The sequence below is a fragment of the Streptomyces sp. NPDC059897 genome (genome assembly GCF_042730865.1).
Classification (GTDB): Bacteria; Actinomycetota; Actinomycetes; order Streptomycetales; family Streptomycetaceae; genus Streptomyces.
In genome coordinates, this window is record NZ_JBHWKQ010000042.1 from 41447 (window position 1) to 61759 (window position 20313).

Genomic DNA, 20313 nt, shown 5'->3' on the forward strand with positions numbered 1-20313 from the left:
GCTCGAGCCCCCTTCCCGTCCGTACGTACGTAAGAAATCAGCTCACGGTGACGTCGGGTGCTCCCGACGCTGCGCCGTCCTTCTCCATCTGTTCGGCGATCTTCATCGCCTCGTCGATCAGCGTCTCGACGATCTTCGACTCGGGGACGGTCTTGATGACCTCGCCCTTGACGAAGATCTGGCCCTTGCCGTTGCCGGACGCGACCCCCAGGTCCGCCTCGCGCGCCTCGCCGGGGCCGTTGACCACGCACCCCATGACGGCGACCCGCAGCGGCACCTCCATGCCGTCGAGGCCCGCGGTCACCTCGTCGGCGAGCTTGTAGACGTCCACCTGCGCCCGCCCGCAGGACGGGCACGACACGATCTCCAGGCGGCGCTGCCGCAGGCCCAGCGACTCCAGGATCTGGATGCCGACCTTGCACTCCTCGGCGGGCGGCGCGGACAGCGAGACCCGGATGGTGTCACCGATGCCCTCGCTCAGCAGCGCCCCGAAGGCCACGGCGGACTTGATGGTGCCCTGGAAGGCGGGACCCGCCTCGGTGACACCAAGATGCAGCGGATAGTCGCAGGCGGCGGCGAGCTGCCGGTACGCGTTGACCATCACCACCGGGTCGTTGTGCTTCACCGAGATCTTGATGTCCCGGAAGCCGTGCTCCTCGAAGAGCGAGGCCTCCCACAGCGCCGACTCGACGAGGGCCTCCGGGGTCGCCTTCCCGTACTTCTGGAGCAGCCGCTTGTCCAGCGATCCGGCGTTGACACCGATCCGGATCGGCGTGCCGGCGTCGGACGCGGCCCGCGCGATCTGTTTCACCTTGTCGTCGAACTGCTTGATGTTTCCCGGGTTCACACGCACCGCCGCACACCCCGCGTCGATGGCCGCGAACACGTACTTCGGCTGGAAGTGGATGTCCGCGATCACGGGGATCTGCGACTTGCGCGCGATGGTCGCGAGCGCGTCCGCGTCGTCCTGCGTCGGGCAGGCCACGCGCACGATCTGGCAGCCGGAGGCGGTCAGTTCGGCGATCTGCTGGAGCGTCGCGCCGATGTCGGACGTGCGGGTCGTGGTCATCGACTGCACGGACACGGGCGCCCCGCCTCCCACGGCCACCGGTCCGACCTGGATCTGACGGCTGACTCGCCGTTCAGCGATGGGTCGGACCGGTACCTCGGGGAGGCCCAGTGAGACAGGCTCTCCGTTCATGACCCGCTCACCCACGGTTCCCGGCGACGGTCTCGGACATGGCGCGAATGGACTCCTTCAGCGATCCCATCGTGGCGAGCACGGCGGTCGGCTCGTAGCCGCAGTGCGCCATGCAGTTGTCGCAGCGCGGGTCCTTGCCGCGGCCGTACGCGTCCCAGTCGGTCTTCTCGATGAGCTCCTTGTACGTGGGCACGTACCCGTCCGCCATCAGGTAGCAGGGCTTCTGCCAGCCGAACAGCGAGTAGTTGGGGATGGCCCACGCGGTGCACGGGAAGTCGACCTTGCCCTCGAGGAAGTCGAGGAACAGCGGCGAGTGGTTGAGCCGCCAGCGCCGCCTGTTGCCACCCGTGAACGCCTTCTTGAACAGCTCACGGGTCTGCGTGACACCCAGGAAGTGGTCCTGGTCGGGCGCCTTCTCGTAGGCGTACGCGGGCGAGATCATCATCTCGTCGACCTGGAGGTCGTCGTTGAGGTAGTTGAGCACCTCGATGATGTTCTGCGGGGTGTCGGTGTTGAAGAAGGTCGAGTTCGTGGTGACCCGGAAGCCGCGCCGCTTGGCCTCCTTGATCGCCTCGACCGCCTCGTCGAAGACACCTTCCTTGGCGACGGACTCGTCGTGCCGCTCGCGCATGCCGTCGATGTGCACCGTGAAGGCGAAGTACGGCGAGGGCGTGAACTTGTCCATCTTCTTGCGCAGCAGCATCGCGTTGGTGCACAGGAAGACGTACTTCTTCTTGGCCACCAACTGCCGCACGATCTCATCGATCTGAGGGTGCATCAGTGGTTCGCCGCCCGCGATGGACACCATCGGGGCGCCCGATTCGAGGACGGCGCCGACGGCCTGGGCGACCGGCATGCGCTGCTTGAGCACCCCGGCCGGGTGCTGGATCTTTCCGCAGCCCTCGCACTTCAGGTTGCAGGCGAAGAGCGGCTCCAATTCGACGATGAGCGGAAACTTGTCCCGCCGGCGGATCTTCTGTTCAGCGAGATAGGTCGCGACCTTGATGGATTGACGAAGCGGCATGGCCATCTGGGCTCACCTCCGAGGGAGCGGCAAAGAACGGTGCCATTCAAAAAAAGCGGGCAGGACGGCACGAAGGACACGGAAAGCCGATAGTCCACCGCGAACCGTGCCGATCCTGACGAGTTCATGTTCTGGAGCGTCCACGACCACCCGGACGGCGGCAACCGGACGCCTCCCGGCGCCCCCGGCCGCCCGCAGGGTCGCGGCCGACTCCATGTCGACGGCGATCGCGCCGGTCGCGAGCAGATCGGCGCGCTCGTGACCGCGCACCACATGGTCCGAGCCGGTCAGCGGGCCGGTGTGCACGGTCCTGCCGGGCACGGCCCGCACCAGCTCCTTGACGAGGAGGTCCGTGCCCGCGCACGGCGTGGCGCCGTGCGTGTCGCGGGTCTCCTCGGCGACGACCAGGTCGCCGGGGTGCATGCCGGGCGCGAGCCCGGCGCAGAACCCGGTGGCCAGCACGGCGGCGTCGCGCAGCACGGGCTCGCCCAGGGCCTCGGTCACGGCGCGCTCGGCGGCCGTGGGCCCCATGCCCGTACGCAGCACGGTCACAGGGCTCGCGGCCCCGGCCCGGCTGCCGCTGCGCAGCGCGAAGTGCTCGATGCCGAGCGCGCAGGCGATCAGCAGCGGCGCGGTCTCCGGTGGGCGGGCCACCGGCGATGCGGTCATCAGCTCCCCTTGGTGGCGGCGCCCTTGTCGCTGAACGGCTCGCCGTTGACGTACCGGCCGAGCGCGGTCAGCGGGAACACCTGCCGGTACAGGTGGTAGTTGATCGAGAAGTCCCAGGGGAAGCCGGTGCCGGTGAAGTACGGCTCGTCCCAGGTGCCGTCCTCGGTCTGGGTCTCGGCGAGATAGGTGACGCCGCGTTCGACGGCCTTCGAGTCCCGCTCTCCGGCCGCGAGCAGCGCGAGCAGCGCCCAGCCGGTTTGCGAGGCGGTCGAGGCGCCGTGCCCTTTCCAGTCCTCGTAGCGGTACGAGCGCAGGTCCTCGCCCCAGCCGCCGTCCTCGTTCTGCACGGACTCCAGCCAGGTGACGGCCCGTCTGATCGCGGGGTGCGAGGCGGGCAGGCCCGCGGCGGTCAGGGCGGGCACCACAGAGCCGGTTCCGTAGACGTAGTTGACGCCCCAGCGGCCGAACCAGGCTCCGTTCACCTCCTGTTCGGCGAGCAGCCACTCGATGCCGCGCCGGGTGCGCGGGTCGCGGGTGTGGCCCTCGACGGCGAGCATCTCGACGACGTGCCCGGTGACGTCCGCGGACGGCGGGTCGATGACCTCGCCGAAGTCGCAGAACGGCAGCCGGTTGGGGAACGGGCTGGTGTTGTCGACGTCGAAGGCGCCCCACGCGCCGTTCTTTGACTGCATCCCGAGGTTCCAGCGCACACCGCGCTCGATGGCCCGCTCGACGCGCGCCTTGTCGGGGTGGTCCACCCGGCGCAGCGCGAGCACGACCTCGGCGGTGTCGTCGATGTCGGGGTAGTTGTCGTTGTCGAACTCGAACGCCCAGCCGCCCGGCTCCAGTTGGGGCTTGCGCACGGACCAGTCGCCCGGCCTGTCGATCTGCTCGGCGATCATCCATTCGGCGGCCCTGACGAGCGCCGGGTGGTCGGCGGGCAGACCCGCGTCGGCGAGCGCGATGGTCGCCAGGCACGTGTCCCACACCGGCGACTGGCAGGCCTCGATCATCCGGGCGCCGTCCTCGCGCCACACGGCGAACCGGTCCAGGGACGCCAACCCGGCCTTGAGGACCGGGTGTTCGAGGTCGTAGCCGAGCAGATGGAGCGCGATGACGGAGTAGACGGCGGGTGGCTGGATGCCGCCCCAGCAGCCGTCGTTCTCCTGGCGCTCGACGATCCAGCGGGCCGCGGAGTTCATCGCGGCCTTGCGCAGACTCCGCAGAGCCACCTTGCGGTAGCCGTGCATGATCTTGTCGAGGCGCTGGAACGCGCCGTCCCAACTCGCCGCCGGGGCAAGGGGCTTGGCGGGGTTCGGATCGCTCGGGTCGGTGTGCAGCTCGTCCAGCGGGAACGGCGCGGGCCGCACCGGTCGCTTCGCGGACACCACGGTGAGCGGCACGATGGTCTGTCGGGCCCAGCAGCCGAAGTCGTAGATGTTGAGCGGCATCCACTTGGGGAAGTAGATGAGCTCCGGCGGGAGTTCGGGGAGGTCGTCCCACTTCCACCAGCCGAACAGGGCCAGCCAGATGCGGGTGAACACGCGGCTCTCGGCGATGCCGCCGCGCTCGCGGATCCACGCGGAGGCCCTGGCCATGTGCGCGTCGTCCGGGGCGTCACCGGCCAGGCGCAGCGCGACGTAGGCCTCGATGGTGGTGGACAGTTCGCCGGGGCCGCCGTGGAAGGTGGCCCAGGTGCCGTCCTCGCGCTGCTCGCCGCGGATGAACAGCGCGGCGGCTTCGGTGGTGGCCCGGTCCCTGATGCCGAGGAACTGGCGCAGCAGCAGGTCTTCGGCGTCCATCGTCACGTTGGTGTCGAGGTCGCCCTTCCACCAGCCCCGGTCGTCCTGCCGCGCGAGCAGGAAGTCCGTGGCGCGCTGTATGGCTCGTCCGGCGGCGGCTTCGGTCCCGGCCGTCCCGGGGGTCGTGTCGGTCGGTTGGGCAGTGGTGGCCGAGGTCGGCTGCGGGGCAGTGGCTCCGGAGCTTCCGTCGGTCGTCGCTGTCATGGCTATCCCTTCATGCAGTGGTTCTGATGCTGGGTAACCGTCGGCCGATGCCCTGGCGAGGCACCGGCCGGCGACGCGAGTCATATACGGCCGATAGTGATCATCTCTTTCGGACGACGACGAAGTCGGCGAGCGCCACGAACTGGGCGCGCACCGAGGCTGGCATCTGGACGGAGTCCAGGGCTTCGAGGGCGACGTCGTACTGGCGCCGCGCTTCCTCGGCGGTCCACTCGCGCCCGCCGGCCTCCTCGATGAGGGCGGCGCGGGCGGCGAAGTCCGCCTCGGTGAAGGGGTCGGAGTCGCCCGCGGACGGAGTCCGCTCGTCAAAATCAATCTTGGCGTCCGCGGCGAGCAGTTCGCCGAGCCGCTCGGAGGCCGGTCCTCCGGCGCCGAGCGCGGCGACGACCGGGAGGGACTTCTTGCGCTGGCGCAGGTCGCTCCAGGTCTGCTTGCCGGTCGACTCGGGGTCGCCCCAGATGCCGAGCAGGTCGTCGACGGCCTGGAAGGCGAGGCCCAGGTGGTAGCCGTACTTCTCCAGGGCGTCGGCGGTCGCGTCGTCGGCGCCGCCGAGGACCGCGCCGATGGAGGAGGCGCAGGCGAGCAGGGCGCCCGTCTTGTTGCCCTCCATCTCCAGGCACTCCACGACGCTGACGCGCTCGCGGTGCTCGAAGCCGATGTCCTGCGCCTGGCCGTCGATGAGGGCGCGGCTCGCGGTGGTGAGGCGGCGCGTGGCGCGGCCCGCGTCGACGGTCTCCAGCTCCAGGATGATCTCGTTGGCGAGCGCGAAGAGGGCGTCGCCGACGAGGATCGCCTGGGCGGGTCCGTGCACCTTCCACACCGTGTCGCGGTGCCGGCGCTGCTCGTCGCCGTCCATCAGGTCGTCGTGCAGCAGCGAGAAGTTGTGGACGAGCTCGACCGCGACGGCGCCCGGCACGCCGACCTCGGGGTCCGCGCCCGCGGCCTGCGCGGACAGTACGGCCAGGGCGGGGCGCACGGCCTTGCCGCCGTCACCGTCGGCCGGGTTGCCCTCGGCGTCGATCCAGCCGAAGTGGTAGGCGGCGACGGTGTCCATCGGGGGTGCCAGGCGGTCCACCGCCGCCTTGAGCACGGGGGTGGCCAGGGTTCGGCCGCGCTCCAAAAGCGCGGTCACGTCCACCGCGTCGGCAGCCTCTGGGGCCGAGGGCACAGGTGGCACAGTCTCTCCTTGATTTACCGGATTCACCGTTGTCGGCGTTTCCACCGTGGGAAGTTCGCTTGTCACGCCGCCTCCCGGTACAGATGGCCGCGGGGGCGGCCGAGCGCGGCGAGCGCCGCGTCGGCGGCGCTGGTGCCGCTGCGGACAGCGCCTTCCATGGTCGCGGGCCACCCGGTGGCGGTCCACGCGCCGGCCAGGTACAGGCCGGGGGCATTGGTGCGGGCGGTGGGCCGCAGGGCGCCGACGCCGGGGGTCGGCGCGAAGGTCGCCGTCCGCTCGCGGGTGACGAAGAAGTCGTGGACGGTGGCGCCGCGCGCGGCGGGCAGCAGCCGCTCCAGTTCGGGCAGGTAGCGCTCGCGCAGCGCGGCGACCGGCGCGTCGATCTCGTCCTGGGCGGCCGACTGGGAGACGGCGAGGTACTGGGCGCCGGGCAGCGTACGGGCGAGGCCGGAGGCGTCGGTGCGGTCGAAGACCCACTGGACGGGCGAGCCGAGCGCTGTGAAGAAGGGCTGCTTGAGGACCTTGCGGCCGTAGACGACGTGCAGGTTGAGGATCGGCGCGGTGCCGATGTCGAGCAGCCGGTCCGCGTCGTCGAGGGCGCCCGCGGGCAGCAGGTCGTGCGCCTCGCGCTGCGGCACGGCGAGCACGACGCTGTCGGCGGTCAGCACCTCGCCGCGGCCGTCCGGGCTCTCGGGAACCTCGACGGCCCAACGTCCGTTGTCCGTACGGGAGATGGAGGTGACGCGTGTACGGAGTTCGGTGCGTACGCCCGCGGAGTCGAGCGCCTTGCGGGCGAGAGTGTCGTGGAGTTCACCGAGGGGCACCTTGGCCCACCCGATGTCGGCGGCCCCGGGCTCGGACAGCAGCCCGGTCTTGAACACCATGGCAGCGAGGCCCAGCGAGGACTCGCCCGCCACCGCGTTCAGGGTCGCGACGCCTACGAGATCCCACAGCGCCTCGATGGCCCGCGGTGTCTGACCGTGCTCGGCCAGCCAGGAGCCGAAATCCTTGGCGTCGAGCGCCGGGTCCGCGGGGTCCAGGCCCTTGAGGGCGAGCGCGGCGCGGCCGACGGCGGCCCGCTCGGCGAGCGACAGGTGCGGGTACGTGGCGAGGCTCTTGGCCAGGTGCAGCGGCACGGGCAGCGCGGTGCGCCGCAGCCGGCCGAGGCGGTTCCTGTCGGCGTCGAGCACGGGCACGTCGAGCCGGTCCTGCAGGGGCGCGAGCGCGGCTCCGTCGACGCGGTCGAGGAACCAGCGGTAGGCGGTGCAGCAGCGCAGGTACACGTGCTGGCCGTTGTCGACGGTGAGGTCGCCGCGCTTGAAGGAGAACGCGAGGCCGCCGAGCCGGGGCCGCCCTTCGAGGAGGGTGACGTCCATGCCGCCGTCGGCGAGGGCGAGCGCGGACGTGATGCCCGCGAGCCCACCGCCGACGACCACCGCGGTGGGCCGGGCGCGGTCCGCGGCGGCGTCCGCCTCGGATGCCTCGGGCGCCCCGTCCGGCGTGGTCCCGTCGCTCATGCGCCCTCCCCCTGGGTGGTGCCTTCGGTGGTGCGTACGGCCTGTGTGGGGCCGGGTTCTACGGGTGTGGCGAACACGCGACCGACCGTTGCATGCAGGGACGCGGCGCCGCGGCGGAGGGTTGCCCGCCGCTTGGTTCTCGCCATGTCACCCTGGCCCGCGGTGTCCATCAGGCGCGCCTCCTGGTGGTGCTGCGGGGGGCGCCGCGCACGACGGTGCGGGTGTCGAGGCCCGACAGGCCGCGCACGGCGACGTACGCCTTCTCGTGCCCGGGCAGCGAGACGCGGCCGCGCAGCACGGCCTCGGGGTCGCGCTCGATGCGGTCGAGGAGGCGGCGGTAGATGCCGGCCATGGCGGCGACGCAGGCGCCGGAGCGCCGGTCGAGCATGGGGAGCAGGCGGTAGCCCTCGGCGAACAGGGCGCGGGCCCGGCGCACCTCGAAGTGCACGAGCCCGGCGAAGTCCGATCCGGCCGGCGGCACGGAACCATGGAACCCGGCGGAGCAGCCGAACTTCGCGAGGTCGTCGGCGGGCAGATACGTGCGCCCGTCCCCGGCGTCCTCGCGCACGTCGCGCAGGATGTTGGTGAGCTGCAGCGCGAGGCCGAGCGTGTCGGCGAGCTCCGGCGCCCGCTCGACGCCGCGCGCCCCCGGCTCGGTGCCGAACACGCCGAGCGAGACCCGGCCGATGGCGCCCGCAACGCACCGGCAGTAGACCTTGAGGTCGTCCCAGGTCTCGTAGGTCTCGCCGCGCAGGTCCATCAGGACACCGTCGATCAGCTCGTCGAGCGCGTCCAGCGGGACCGGGAAGCGTTCCGCCGTGTGGGCGAGGGCGACGGCCACCGGGTCGGTGTCGTCCTCCTCGACCTTGCCGTCGCGCACGCGGCCGAGCAGCGCCCTGGTCTCGTCGAGCCGGTGCGCCTTGATGTCGGGCTCCAGGCCCCCGTCGCCGATGTCGTCGACGCGGCGCGAGAACGCGTACAGGGCCGACATGGCGCGCCGCTTCGCGGTCGGCAGCAGCCGGATCCCGTAGGCGAAGTTGCGGGCCTGCTGCCCGGTGACGGTCTCGCAGTAGCTGTATGCGGCGAGCACCGGCGCCGACACGGTCTGGTCAGACTCCACGGTCTTGCTCACCCCTCTCCTCGCAGAGTCGCTCCCACCTCGCGCAGCAACCGCGCTTTGGTGGGTTTGGGTGGTCCCGGAAGCACGTCGTACGAAACGGCGGAGATCGCGTGGACCGCCGCCTTCCCCCCTGCGACGAACCCTGCCAGCAGCAGCTTCAGCCTGCCGTGGACGCTACCCACCAGGGGGGTGCCTTCATTCAGCAGCGTGCGGGCGCGTTCGGCCTCGTACGCGACCAGCGCGCGCACCGATGCGCCCGCGCTCGGCGCGGCGAGATCGGCCTCGTCGACGTGGAACTTCTTCAGGTCTTCGGACGGCAGGTAGATCCGGTCGCGGCCCAGGTCCTCGGCCACGTCCTGGAGGTGCTCGACGATCTGGAGCCCGGTGCAGACCGCGTCCGAGAGGCGGATGCGCTCGGGGGTCGCGGTGCCGGTGATCGCGAGGACGAGGCGGCCGACGGGGTTGGCGGACAGCTCGCAGTAGGCCAGCAGGTCGTCCCAGGTCTCGTAGCGCGTGACCAGCTGATCCTGGCGGTTCGCGGCGATGAGGCCGAGGAAGGGCTCGGGGGTCAGCGAGCGGTGCCGGACGGTGGGCTGCAGCGCCTTGAGGAGGGGGTGGTGCGGCGGGCCGTCGGAGCCGCCGAAGACGCGGCGCAGGTCGGCCTCGAAGGCGTCCAGCATCGCGAGGCGGTCGTGCGCCCGGTCGGGTGACACGCCGAGGAAGCGGGCGTCCGCGCCGCCGGGGGCGAGGTCGCCGTCGCCGATGTCGTCGACGAGGCGCGCGAAGCCGTACACGGCCATCAGGTCGTCGCGCCAGGCGCGCGGCAGGAAGAAGGGGGCCACCGGGAAGTTCTCCTCGGCGGCCTTGTCGAGGGTGGCGCTCACCGGGCTCACTGTTGCGTCAGGGCTCTCGGGGCGCATTCGGGGGCGCGCGCTCACCGGATGCGGCCCGCTTCCCCGAGGACGGCGAAAGCCCCACGGAGCTGGAGAGTTTCCATAGCCATTGCCGTCACGACTCCCGTTCTACACTGCGGACCCAATGCATCCCATTTCGGACACGCCGCCCGGCCGTCCGCGCGGCCGCCCAGCCCCGCAGGGGTCGGGATGTCGCGCCTTATCGCCCCACATGCCGCGATTGAGGCCGGTACAGCTTACGTTGTACAACGCCCGCTCTCGCGTCGGGGTGTTCTGCACATCACAACAACACACCGATTGACGCCAAGATTCCTTCAGGGCAAGGAAGTTGACCCGCCCTTGACCGTGATCGCCAATTACTTGGTGTTTACAGGCACATCGGAGGCCCCACCGGACGGAAGCCGGTAGGGCCTCATATGACGTGGTCCAGAGGCGGGCGGTTACTTGCCCGTGAACTTCTCGTACTCCTTGAGTACCTCTGCCGTCGGACCGTCCATACGCAGTTCCCCGCGCTCGAGCCACAGGACGCGCTCGCAGGTGTCGCGAATGGACTTGTTGTTGTGACTCACCAGGAAGACCGTGCCGGCCTCCTTGCGCAGCTCGCGGATGCGGGCCTCGGAGCGCTTCTGGAACTTGCGGTCTCCGGTGGCCAGCGCCTCGTCGATCATCAGCACGTCGTGGTCCTTGGCGGCCGCGATCGAGAAGCGCAGGCGCGCGGCCATGCCGGACGAGTACGTCCGCATCGGCAGCGTGATGAAGTCGCCCTTCTCGTTGATGCCGGAGAAGTCGACGATGTCCTGGTAGCGCTCCTTGATCTCCTCGCGGGACATGCCCATGGCGAGACCGCCGAGGATCACGTTGCGCTCGCCCGTGAGGTCGTTCATCAGGGCCGCGTTCACGCCGAGCAGCGAGGGCTGGCCGTTCGTGTAGACCTTGCCCTTCTCGGCCGGCAGCAGGCCCGCGATGGCGCGCAGCAGGGTCGACTTGCCGGAGCCGTTCGACCCGATGAGGCCGATGGCCTCGCCGCGGTACGAGGTGAAGGAGACGCCCTTGACGGCGTGCACCTTGCGCACGCCGCGCTCGTCGCCGCGCTTGACGATCCGGCTCAGCGCGGAGGTGGCGCTGCCCTTGCCGGTCTTCGCGCCGTTGACGCGGTACACGATGTGCAGCTCGTCGGCGATGACCGTCGGGACGTGCGCGTCGGTGGGGTTGTCGAGATCAGCCACGGCCGTACCGCTCCTCTGCCTTCCAGAAGTAGACGAAGCCGAGCACCGCGACGACCACGGCCCAGCCCAGCGCCAGGGCCCACACGTGCGGCGGCAGGTTCTCGCCGCCGTAGCCGTCGATGAGCGCGTAGCGCATCAGGTCCATGTAGACCGCCGCCGGGTTCCACTGGAGCACGTCCGCGATCCACGCCGGCTTGCCCTCCAGCATGATCGGGATGGAGAACATGACGCCGGACGCGTACATCCACGTACGCATGACGAACGGCATCAGCTGCGCGAGGTCCGGGGTCTTCGAGCCGGCCCTGGCCATGATGAGCGCGAGGCCCATGTTGAACAGGAACTGCAGCGCGAGGGCCGGGACGATCAGCAGCCACGACAGGCTCGGGTAGCTGCCGAAGGCGCACGCCACGATGAACAGCACGATCATCGAGAACAGCAGCTGCTGGAGCTGCTGGAGGGCGAAGGAGATGGGCAGCGAGGCGCGCGGGAAGTGCAGCGCGCGCACGAGGCCCAGGTTGCCCGAGATCGCGCGGACGCCCGACATCACCGAGTTCTGCGTGAAGTGGAAGACGAACACGCCCGTCACCAGGAACGGGATGTACACGTCGTGCGACATGCCCCGGTTCGCGCCCAGGATCAGGCCGAAGATCAAGTAGTAGACGAGGGCGTTCAGCAGCGGCGTCACGACCTGCCACAGCTGGCCGAGCTTGGCCTGGCTGTACTGCGCGGTCAGCTTCGCCTGCGAGAAGGCGAGGATGAAGTGGCGCCGGCCCCACAGCTGCCGTGCGTACTCGAAAAGGCCCGGTCGGGCCCCGCTGACGGTCAAGCCGTACTTGGCGGCGAGTTCGCGCCGGGAGAGCCCGTCATCGGGCGACGGGGTCGCGCTCACCGCGACTCCGGCGTCATGCGTTGTCTCACTCACAAGAGGAACTTTCGTCTTCAAATGCACGGCCTGCCGTCAGGCACGAGCTTGTCAGATGACAGGGGGTCGGCCCAGTCGGGTCAGCCGCCACACGGTACGCCACTTCATGGGACGCCTGGGCCCGCAGGGGGTCGTCCAGCCTTCCTTGAAGCCGCCGAGCCAGGCCTTCAGTGCCGGTCCCGAGGGCCGGCGGGCCAGGGTCAGGAGCAGCCAGACGCCGAGGTACACGGGCACCAGGGGCGCCGGCAGATTGCGGCGGGCCAGCCAGACCCGGTTGCGGGCCACCATGCGGTGGTAGACCGCGTGCCTGGAGGGAGCCGTGGTGGGGTGGTGCAGCACCATGTCGGCGCGGTAGTCGATCATCCAGCCCGCGTCGAGGGCACGCCAGGCGAGGTCGGTCTCCTCGTGGGCGTAGAAGAACTCCGCCGGCAGCGGTCCGGCCTCGGCGATGACCCGCGTACGCACGGCGTTGGCGCCGCCGAGGAACGTGGTCACGCGCGAGGAGCGCATCGGGTCGGCGGCGCGCAGGCGCGGCACGTGCCGGCGCTGCGTCTCGCCGGTGTCCGGGTCCGCGATGCGGAAGCTGACGATGCCGAGCTTCGGGTCGGCGTCGAAGGCCGCGCGGCACTTCTCGGCCGTGTCCGTCAGCGGCAGCAGCCCGTCGTCGTCCAGGAACATCAGGATGTCGACGTCGGAGCCGGACGGCCCGAAGGCCTCGATGCCTACGTTGCGTCCGCCGGGGATACCGAGGTTCTCGGGCAGCTCGATGGTGCGTACGCCCTCGGGGACGTCCGGGACCGGCGAGCCGTTGCCGACCACGACCACCTCGACCGGGTCGCCGTCCTGCTTGGCGACCGAGTCGAGGAGCGCGCGCAGCTCGGCCGGCCGGTTGCCCATGGTGATGACAACCGCGCCGACCTTCAACTGCTGTGTGCCGCCGCTCACTTGAGCCTGCTCGAAGCGAGGATGGACACGAGGTGGAGCAGGGTCTGGAGGAGCGCGATGCCCGCCAGGACGGCCACACCGAGGCGCGAGAAGAACAGGTCTCCCCTGATCTGGTCCACGACCGAGAGGACCAGGATGAGGAGCGTCGCCTCGATGCCCAGGATGAGCCGGTGGAACTTGAGCATGGCCGCGGCCTTGCGGGCCAGGGCCATGCCGGAGGAGCGCATCTCGGACGCGGACTCCTTGACCTGCTCCTTGCCGCCGGCCGCGCGGGCCAGGCCCACGAGGTCGGTCTCGGCCTTGATCAGGATGGCGCCGAGCGCGGCGAGCGTGCCGAGGAAGGCCCACAGCCAGTCGATCCGCCCGCTGCCGAACAGGTCGGCGGCGCGCAGCCCGAAGCCGACCAGGACGGCGGCGTCGGTCAGGTACGCGCCGACCCGGTCCATCCACACACCGGTCAGCGAGTACTGCTTGCGCCAGCGCGCGATCTCGCCGTCGACGCAGTCGAGCAGCAGGTACAGCTGCACGGCGACGACGCCGAGGACCGCGCCCCAGATGCCCGGCACCATCAGCGCCGGGGCCGCGAGGACGCCGCAGACGGTCATCAGGTAGGTCAGCTGGTTGGGCGAGACCTTGGTGTTCACCAGGTGGCGGTCCACACGCAGCGAGACCTCGCGCATGTAGAGCCGGCCCATCCAGTGCTCACCGCTCCTGCGGTCCTTCACCCCGGCGGGGTGAACGACCGGGCGGAGTTCAGCTACCGATGGCTTTTGCATAGTCGGCGTAAGCGTCCCTGATCTGATCGGTGGAGAGGTCGAGGTGTTCGAGGATCGTGAAGCGACCCGGGCGGGTCTGCGGCGCGAACTCGACCACCTTCACGAACTCGTCCACGGTGAAGCCGATCTCCTCGGGCGTCACGGGCAGCCCGTGGCGGCGCAGCACCTCGACCATGTACGCGGACTGGTCGTGGGCACCGCGCAGGTGCATCGCGAACGCCGCGCCCAGGCCGCACTGCTCGCCGTGGCTGGCCGCGCGCTTGGGGAAGAGGAGGTCGAAGGCGTGGTTGATCTCGTGGCAGGCGCCGGAGGCGGGCCGCGAGTCGCCGGAGACCGACATGGCGATACCGGTGAGGACCAGGCCCTCCGCGAGCACCTGCAGGAAGTCGTCGTCGCCGACGCCGCCCGGGTGCCGCAGGACCGCCTCGCCCGCCTGGCGTGCCATGGCGGCGGCCAGTCCGTCGATGTCCTCGCCGCGCTCGCGGGCGCCCAGCTCCCAGTCCGCGACCGCGGAGATGTTGGAGAGGGCGTCACCGATGCCGGAGCGCACGAAGCGGACCGGGGCCTCGCGGATGATGTCGAGGTCGATCACGACGCCGATCGGGTTCGGCACACCGTAGGAGCCGCGGCCCGCGTCGTTGTCGAGGGTCGCGACGGGCGAGCACAGGCCGTCGTGCGACAGGTTCGTCGCGACGGCGACCAGCGGCACGCCCACACGGGACGCCGCGAACTTGGCGCAGTCGATGATCTTGCCGCCGCCGAGGCCGACGATCGCGTCGTAGCGGTTCGACTTCTTGACGTCGTCCGCCAGCTTGATCGCGTCGTCCAGCGTGCCGCCGCCGACCTCGAACCAGTCGGCGCGGGGCAGCGAGGGCTCCAGGCGGGCCCGCAGGGCGGCGCCCGAACCACCGCTGATCGCGATGGCCAGGCGGCCCGTGGACGACGAGATCCTCTGGTCGGCGAGGACCTTGGCCAGGTCGTCGAGCGCCCCCGGCCGAATGTCGACGACGACCGGCGAGGGAATGAGCCTCGTCAGTACTGGCACGCGATCTCCCTTGCCTTGGCGAGGTCGTCGTGGTTGTCGATCTCGACCCACGTGACGTCGCCGATCGGGGCCACGTCGACCTGGAAGCCGCGGTTCACGAGCTCCTGGTAGCCGTCCTCGTAGTACAGCTGCGGGTCACGCTCGTAGGTGGCCTTCAGGGCGTCGGCCAGCTGGTCGGCGGCCTCGCCCTCGATGAGGGTGACACCGATGTACTCGCCGGTGGCCTCGGACGGGTCCATCAGCTTCGTGATCTTCTGGACGCCCTTGTCGGGGTCGACGACGACCTTCATCTCCTCGTCGCCCAGGTCCTTGACCGTGTCGAGCGCGAGGATGATCTTCTTGCCGTCGCCGCGGGCGGCCAGCAGCGTCTTCTCGACGGAGACCGGGTGCACGGTGTCGCCGTTGGCGAGGATGACCGTGTGCTTCATGGCGTCACGGCCGCACCACAGGGAGTAGGCGTTGTTCCACTTCTCGGCCACGTCGTTCTCGATGAGCGTGAGCTTCAGCCCGTACTTCGCCTCGAGCGCGGCCTGGCGCTCGTAGACGACCTCCTTGCGGTAGCCGACGATGATGCCGACCTCGGTGAGACCGATCTCCGCGAAGTTCTTCAGCGTGAGGTCGAGTACGGAGAGCTCGTTCTCGGTCCCCTCGCCCACGACGGGCACGAGCGCCTTGGGGAGCGTCTCGGTGTAGGGACGGAGCCGGCTGCCGGCGCCGGCGGCCAGGACGAGGCCGATCATGCGGGTTCTCCTTCATCGTGTACGGCGGGCTCTCCGCGGCGAGCGGAGAGGACCCAGAAGCGGATGCTCTCGACGAGCACCACGAGTGCCACGGCCACGGCGAACACCGTGAGTCCAGTGGCGAAATCTGTGGGGGTGAGCAGCGCGGCCAGGACCGTGACCACCAGGGTCCGGCCTTCGTGCCCACCGATCGCCCGCACCAGCCAGTGCGGGGGCGCCCCGGCGTTGCCGCGGATGCGGTACACCGTGTCGTAGTGATGGTAGGCGACCGCCGCCACGAGGCCGAAAGCCGCGGGCAGGGCGCCCTGGACGTCCGCGCGGGCCGCGAGGACCAGGACGGTGAGGTACTCCCCGGCCCGGAAAATCGGGGGCACGAGCCAGTCGAGCGCGCCCTTGAGGGGGCGGGCGACGGCGACGCCCGACGTGACGCAGTACACGGCGGCGGCCACGATCGGCCAGACGCTGCCGAAGTCCGTGAGTCCGCTCACGGCGACGACCGCGACGGCTCCGGCGGCGGCGACCACGGGGGCGGCCTTCGCCTTGAGGGCCTTGCCGGTCAGCTCGGCGAGCGGGCCCGAGTCCGCGAGGTCGCGCAGCGCCTGCGCGGCGCGGTCGGTGCGCCTGGCCCTGCGGGTCAGCGAGCGCAGGACGCGGCCCGCGGTCGTGTAGCAGGCGGCGAGCGCGCAGCCGATGAGCAGCATGTAGAAGGTGATGCGCGGCGTGGTCACCGCGGTGAACAGGGCGATCAGCGCCCAGCGTTCGCCGATCGGCAGCACGATCATGCGGCGGGCCCAGACCGTCCAGCCGACGGAGTCGAGCTTGCCCGACAGGGATGCGGTGGGACTGGCCCCCGCCAATTCACCCAGCGCCTCGGCGTCGTGGTTCGCCTCGTTGAACGAGAAGTCGATCACGTGCCGGCCGGTCTGGAGGACCATGGCGCCGAGCGCGAGCGCCCATACGTCGTCGCCGCTCGCGTTGGCGGCGCCGAGCGCAAGGCCCGCGTAGTAGGCGTACTCCTTGGCCCGGTCGAACGTCGCGTCCAGCCAGGCGCCCATCGTCGAGTACTGCAGCGAGTACCGGGCGAGCTGCCCGTCGGTGCAGTCCAGGACGAAGGAGGCGAGGAGCAGCACGCCGGCGGCGACGAAGCCGCCGCGGGTGCCGGTGGCCGCGCAGGCGGCCGCGATCAGCGCGACGAGCAGCGACGCGCTGGTGACCTGGTTCGGCGTCAGCCCCCGGCGCGCGCACCAGCGCGCGATGTACCGGGAGTACGGGCTGATGCAGTAGGTGGTGAAGAAGCCGTCGCGCGCCTTGACCGCGGTGCGCAGCCGGACGGCCTCGTCGTCGACGGAGGCGAGCGCCTGCCGCGCCTCGTTGCGGGCCTGCGGGTCGGCGGGCACCGCGGCGACGAGCTCACCGAGCTCGGGGCGGTGCACATCGGTGCCGTCCGCCTCCAGGCTCTTGGCCACGACGTCCGGGTCGACGCCGGTCCGTGCGACCGCGCGGGTCAGCGCCTGGCGGGCGGCGGGCTGCGCGGTGAGCGCGCCCGGGATCGCCGACGCGGGAAAGCGCGGGTCGGTCAGGCCGAGGCGCAGGGCGTGGACATGGCCCACGAAGCCCGCGTCGACGACCGCGACCCGCTGCTCGCCGGGGACGGCCGCGAGCGCCGCTTCGGCGTCCGCGGGGTCCTGGGCGAGCCGCACGTCGAAGCCCAGCGCCCGCAGATCTCCCTCCAGGGACGATCCGGGAACCGGCGATCCGGTGACGATGGCGGTCGACAGACGAACTCACTCCTTGGGTGCCGACGCGACTGGGCGCCGGGCTCATGCATGGTGGGGCACCCGGCGGTCGGGGACTGCGCCGGGCGGCATGTCGGCAGAGGCTATCGGATGGCGCAACCGGGCGTTCGCTGCCCGTTTACCGACCGATTGGCCCCTGTCTCATGCGGTCCGCGCGGGGCCGACCGCGCGCTCATCATTGACGATCAAGCACTCGGGCCACAAACCAGGGGCGGCCCACCCCCGTAACCGGGGGTAGCCGCCGGTGCCAACCGGGCGGGGCCCGGTTCGGTCATAGGGTGGTGCGCCATGACGTGGCTGATCACCGGCGGAGCCGGATACATCGGCGCCCATGTGGCGCGGGCTATGACGGAAGCGGGCGAGCGGGTCGTCGTCCTCGACAACGTGACCTCGGGGGTGCCCTCGCGGCTGCCCGAGACGATCCCGCTGGTGCGCGGCTCGGCCCTGGACACCGAGCTGGTGGCCCGGGTGTGCGCGGAGCACGAGGTGACGGGTGTCGTCCACCTCGCCGCGCACAAGCAGGTCGGCGAGTCCGTGGAGAAGCCGGAGCTGTACTACCGGGACAACGTGGGCGGGCTCGCCGCGCTCCTGGAGACCGTCGCGGCGGCCGGCGTGCGCCGCTTCGTGTTCTCCTCCTCGGCTGCCGTCTACGGCAACCCGGATGTGGGGCTCATCACCGAGTCCACGGCCACCGCGCCCGTGAACCCGTACGGCGAGACGAAGCTCGCGGGCGAGTGGCTGGTGCGCGCGGCCGGGCACGCGCACGGCATGGCGACGGTCTGCCTGCGCTACTTCAACGTGGCGGGCGCCGCGGCCCCCGAGCTCGCGGACGTCGGCGTCTACAACGTGATCCCGATGGTCTTCGACCGGCTCACGCGCGGCGAGGCCCCGCGGATCTTCGGCGACGACTACCCGACCCCGGACGGCACCTGCGTACGTGACTACATTCACGTCGCCGACCTCGCCGAGGCGCACCTGGCGGCGGCCCGCCGGCTGTCCCGGCCCGACGCGGGCGGCGACCTGACGCTCAACATCGGCACCGGGCAGGGCGCCTCCGTGCGCGAGCTGATCGACCTGATCGCGGAGGTGTCGGGGAACCGCACCCCCGCGCTCGTCGAACCGCGCCGTCCCGGCGACGCCCCGCGCGCGGTCGGCTCCTCCACGCTCGCCGAGAAGGAGCTCGGCTGGAGCGCGCGGCGCGGCGTGCGCGAGATGGTCGAGTCGGCCTGGGCCGGCTGGTGTCTCCGGCACCCCGAGGCCGCCGGCAAGTGATCTCCGCGACCGCCTGACCTGCGCACTCACGCAATAACGTTTGCGCAGGTCAGGGCACATGACAACGGTGTTCACCGCCATGTTTGCGGATACCCCCTACCCGTAGTTCACTGTGATCGTCGCCCCCGACCAGGGCAACGGATTCGACGTCTCGCGCCGATACGTCGACACATCGATACAGAGGGGGTTTCGATGGGCCTCGGTCACGATCACGACCACGGGCACAGCCACGGACCGACGAGCGGGACGGCCGCCGCCGCACATCGCGGGCGGCTGCGGATCGCACTGACCATCACGCTGACCGTGATGGTGGTGGAGATCATCGGCGGCATCGTCGCCGACTCGCTCGCCCTGATCGCCGACGCCGCCCACATGGCGACGGACGCGCTGGGCCTCGCGATGGCCCTGATCGCGATCCACTTCGCGAACCGCCCCGCGAGCGACCAGCGCACCTTCGGCTACGCACGCGCCGAGATCCTCGCCGCGCTCGCCAACTGCCTGCTGCTGCTCGGCGTCGGCGGCTATGTGCTGTACGAGGCGATCGAGCGGTTCATCGAGCCGGCCGAGACGGCCGGCGGGCAGACGATCGTCTTCGGCCTGATCGGTCTGGTCGCGAACATGATCTCGCTGTCCCTCCTGGTGAAGGGCCAGCAGGAGAGCCTGAACGTGCGCGGCGCCTTCCTGGAGGTGGCCGCCGACGCGCTCGGCTCCCTCGCGGTGCTGATCTCCGCCGCGATCATCCTGACGACGGGCTGGCAGCCCGCCGACCCGATCGCCTCGCTCGTGATCGGCCTCATGATCGTGCCGCGCACGGTGAAGCTGCTGCGCGAGACGCTGAACGTGCTGCTGGAATCGGCCCCCAAGGGCGTCGACATGGCGGAGGTCAGGGCGCACATACTGGCGCTGCCCGGCGTCGAGGACGTGCACGACCTGCACGCCTGGACGATCACCTCGGGGATGCCGGTGCTCTCGGCGCATGTCGTCGTGAGCACGGAGATGCTCGGCTCGATCGGCCACGAGAAGATGCTGCACGAACTGCAGGGCTGCCTCGGCGACCACTTCGACGTGGAGCACTGCACGTTCCAGCTGGAGCCGACGGGGCACGCCGAGCACGAGGCGCGGCTGTGCCACTGACTGGGCCACCGACCGTTCCGCTGAGTGATATCGTGGCCATGGATCTTTGAGGAGGTGGGTTGATGACTGTCGTCGCGGTGAACGCTGCCCTGCGCAGCGACACGTCTGTCCCCACTTCTTCTCGGGCCGTCCGCCACTGAGCGACGCCCTCCACTCAAAGGTTCCTACGTTGACCGACAACATGACCCACGCATGGCTTCCGCGCCCCGAAACCGGGGCCGACCGGGCGGCCGTGCACGCCGTCAACGCCGCCGCGTTCCCCACCGAGGCCGAGGCCGACCTCGTCGACGCCCTGCGCGCCGACGCCGACGCCTGGCTCGACGGCCTCTCCTACGTGGCCGAGGCGCCGGACGGCACCGTCGCCGCCTACGCGCTCATCACCCGCTGCACGGTGGACGGCGCGCCCGCCGCGGCGCTCGCGCCCTGTGCGGTGCTGCCGCGGTACCAGAACACGGGGGCCGGTTCGGCCGTCGTACGCGCGGTGCTGGAGGCGGCACGCGCGCGGGGTGAGCGACTTGTGCTGGTGCTCGGGCACCCCGAGTACTACCCGAGGTTCGGCTTCACGCCCGCCTCGGGGTACGGCATCCGGCCCGGTTTCGACGTTCCGGACGAGGCGATGATGGCTCTCGTTCTGGATGAAGCCGACGATTCCGGGCAGCTCCCGCGGGGCACGATCACCTACCCGGCCGCATTCGGCGTCTGACCAGGCGCCTACGGTTGTCCCGCCCGGCCGCGCGGCCGGGCGGGACGTTGGGGACAACCGCAGCCAGGGGGTTGTGCGGTGCGTACGGCCGACAATGTTAGAGGACCC

The 20313-nt window shown here is 70.8% G+C and carries 19 protein-coding genes; 3 read left to right on the top strand and 16 right to left on the bottom strand.

Translation table 11 applies throughout. The features are described from left to right. Nucleotides 1-37: 37 nt before the first annotated feature. From ispG to ACFV9W_RS32280, 16 genes are all read right to left on the bottom strand, one after another. Nucleotides 38-1201 (bottom strand): flavodoxin-dependent (E)-4-hydroxy-3-methylbut-2-enyl-diphosphate synthase, encoded by a 1164-nt coding sequence (gene ispG, locus ACFV9W_RS32205; RefSeq protein WP_385768141.1) that lies wholly within the window; start codon nucleotides 1199-1201, stop codon nucleotides 38-40. 7 nt (nucleotides 1202-1208) lie between these two features. After that, entirely contained in the window at nucleotides 1209-2231 is a 1023-nt protein-coding gene (gene hpnH, locus ACFV9W_RS32210) for an adenosyl-hopene transferase HpnH (protein WP_385768145.1), read from the bottom strand. Between the two features lie 6 nt (nucleotides 2232-2237). After that, complete coding sequence (locus ACFV9W_RS32215) at nucleotides 2238-2894, bottom strand: 1-hydroxy-2-methyl-2-butenyl 4-diphosphate reductase (protein ID WP_385768148.1); 657 nt, start codon at nucleotides 2892-2894, stop codon at nucleotides 2238-2240. Continuing rightward, on the bottom strand, nucleotides 2894-4900 hold the full coding sequence (gene shc, locus ACFV9W_RS32220) for a squalene--hopene cyclase (RefSeq protein WP_385768151.1): 2007 nt from the start codon (nucleotides 4898-4900) through the stop codon (nucleotides 2894-2896). Before shc ends, ACFV9W_RS32215 begins: the two co-directional genes overlap by 1 nt. 100 nt (nucleotides 4901-5000) lie before the next feature. Then, complete coding sequence (locus tag ACFV9W_RS32225) at nucleotides 5001-6095, bottom strand: polyprenyl synthetase family protein (protein ID WP_385768154.1); 1095 nt, start codon at nucleotides 6093-6095, stop codon at nucleotides 5001-5003. A 62-nt stretch (nucleotides 6096-6157) separates the two neighbouring features. Beyond that, nucleotides 6158-7612, bottom strand: a complete 1455-nt coding sequence (hpnE, locus tag ACFV9W_RS32230) for a hydroxysqualene dehydroxylase HpnE (RefSeq protein WP_385768157.1) — start codon at nucleotides 7610-7612, stop codon at nucleotides 6158-6160. Next, entirely contained in the window at nucleotides 7609-7782 is a 174-nt protein-coding gene (locus tag ACFV9W_RS32235; protein WP_385768160.1) for a DUF6380 family protein, read from the bottom strand. The genes hpnE and ACFV9W_RS32235 overlap by 4 nt, the downstream gene beginning before the upstream one ends. Then, the gene (gene hpnD / locus ACFV9W_RS32240; protein WP_385768163.1) at nucleotides 7782-8744 is read right to left on the bottom strand and encodes a presqualene diphosphate synthase HpnD; all 963 of its coding nucleotides are present in this window, start codon (nucleotides 8742-8744) and stop codon (nucleotides 7782-7784) included. The genes ACFV9W_RS32235 and hpnD overlap by 1 nt, the downstream gene beginning before the upstream one ends. After that, on the bottom strand, nucleotides 8741-9652 hold the full coding sequence (hpnC, locus tag ACFV9W_RS32245; protein WP_385768220.1) for a squalene synthase HpnC: 912 nt from the start codon (nucleotides 9650-9652) through the stop codon (nucleotides 8741-8743). The genes hpnD and hpnC overlap by 4 nt, the downstream gene beginning before the upstream one ends. 434 nt (nucleotides 9653-10086) lie before the next feature. Then, entirely contained in the window at nucleotides 10087-10872 is a 786-nt protein-coding gene (locus ACFV9W_RS32250; protein WP_385768166.1) for an ABC transporter ATP-binding protein, read from the bottom strand. Next, entirely contained in the window at nucleotides 10865-11794 is a 930-nt protein-coding gene (locus ACFV9W_RS32255; RefSeq protein ID WP_385768169.1) for an ABC transporter permease, read from the bottom strand. The genes ACFV9W_RS32250 and ACFV9W_RS32255 overlap by 8 nt, the downstream gene beginning before the upstream one ends. A gap of 51 nt (nucleotides 11795-11845) precedes the next feature. Then, a complete protein-coding gene (locus tag ACFV9W_RS32260; protein ID WP_385768223.1) occupies nucleotides 11846-12691 on the bottom strand; it encodes a glycosyltransferase family 2 protein in 846 nt (281 codons plus the stop codon). 44 nt (nucleotides 12692-12735) lie between these two features. After that, nucleotides 12736-13515 (bottom strand): CDP-alcohol phosphatidyltransferase family protein, encoded by a 780-nt coding sequence (locus ACFV9W_RS32265; protein ID WP_385768172.1) that lies wholly within the window; start codon nucleotides 13513-13515, stop codon nucleotides 12736-12738. Then, nucleotides 13493-14560: an iron-containing alcohol dehydrogenase family protein gene (locus ACFV9W_RS32270; protein WP_385768175.1), complete on the bottom strand. Its 1068-nt coding sequence runs from the start codon at nucleotides 14558-14560 to the stop codon at nucleotides 13493-13495. Before ACFV9W_RS32270 ends, ACFV9W_RS32265 begins: the two co-directional genes overlap by 23 nt. Further along, entirely contained in the window at nucleotides 14548-15300 is a 753-nt protein-coding gene (locus ACFV9W_RS32275) for a sugar phosphate nucleotidyltransferase (protein WP_385768178.1), read from the bottom strand. Before ACFV9W_RS32275 ends, ACFV9W_RS32270 begins: the two co-directional genes overlap by 13 nt. Next, the gene (locus ACFV9W_RS32280; protein WP_385768226.1) at nucleotides 15297-17078 is read right to left on the bottom strand and encodes a DUF5941 domain-containing protein; all 1782 of its coding nucleotides are present in this window, start codon (nucleotides 17076-17078) and stop codon (nucleotides 15297-15299) included. Before ACFV9W_RS32280 ends, ACFV9W_RS32275 begins: the two co-directional genes overlap by 4 nt. A gap of 306 nt (nucleotides 17079-17384) precedes the next feature. Between ACFV9W_RS32280 and galE the strand changes: the two genes are divergently transcribed. From galE to ACFV9W_RS32295, 3 genes are all read left to right on the top strand, one after another. Further along, the gene (gene galE, locus ACFV9W_RS32285) at nucleotides 17385-18368 is read left to right on the top strand and encodes a UDP-glucose 4-epimerase GalE (RefSeq protein WP_385768180.1); all 984 of its coding nucleotides are present in this window, start codon (nucleotides 17385-17387) and stop codon (nucleotides 18366-18368) included. 192 nt (nucleotides 18369-18560) lie between these two features. Then, a complete protein-coding gene (locus tag ACFV9W_RS32290; protein ID WP_385768183.1) occupies nucleotides 18561-19502 on the top strand; it encodes a cation diffusion facilitator family transporter in 942 nt (313 codons plus the stop codon). Nucleotides 19503-19683: 181 nt separating this feature from the next. Continuing rightward, nucleotides 19684-20205 carry a GNAT family N-acetyltransferase gene (locus tag ACFV9W_RS32295; protein ID WP_385768186.1) on the top strand — a complete coding sequence of 174 codons (522 nt, stop codon included), beginning with the start codon at nucleotides 19684-19686 and terminating at the stop codon, nucleotides 20203-20205. The last annotated feature ends 108 nt before the right edge of the window (nucleotides 20206-20313 follow it).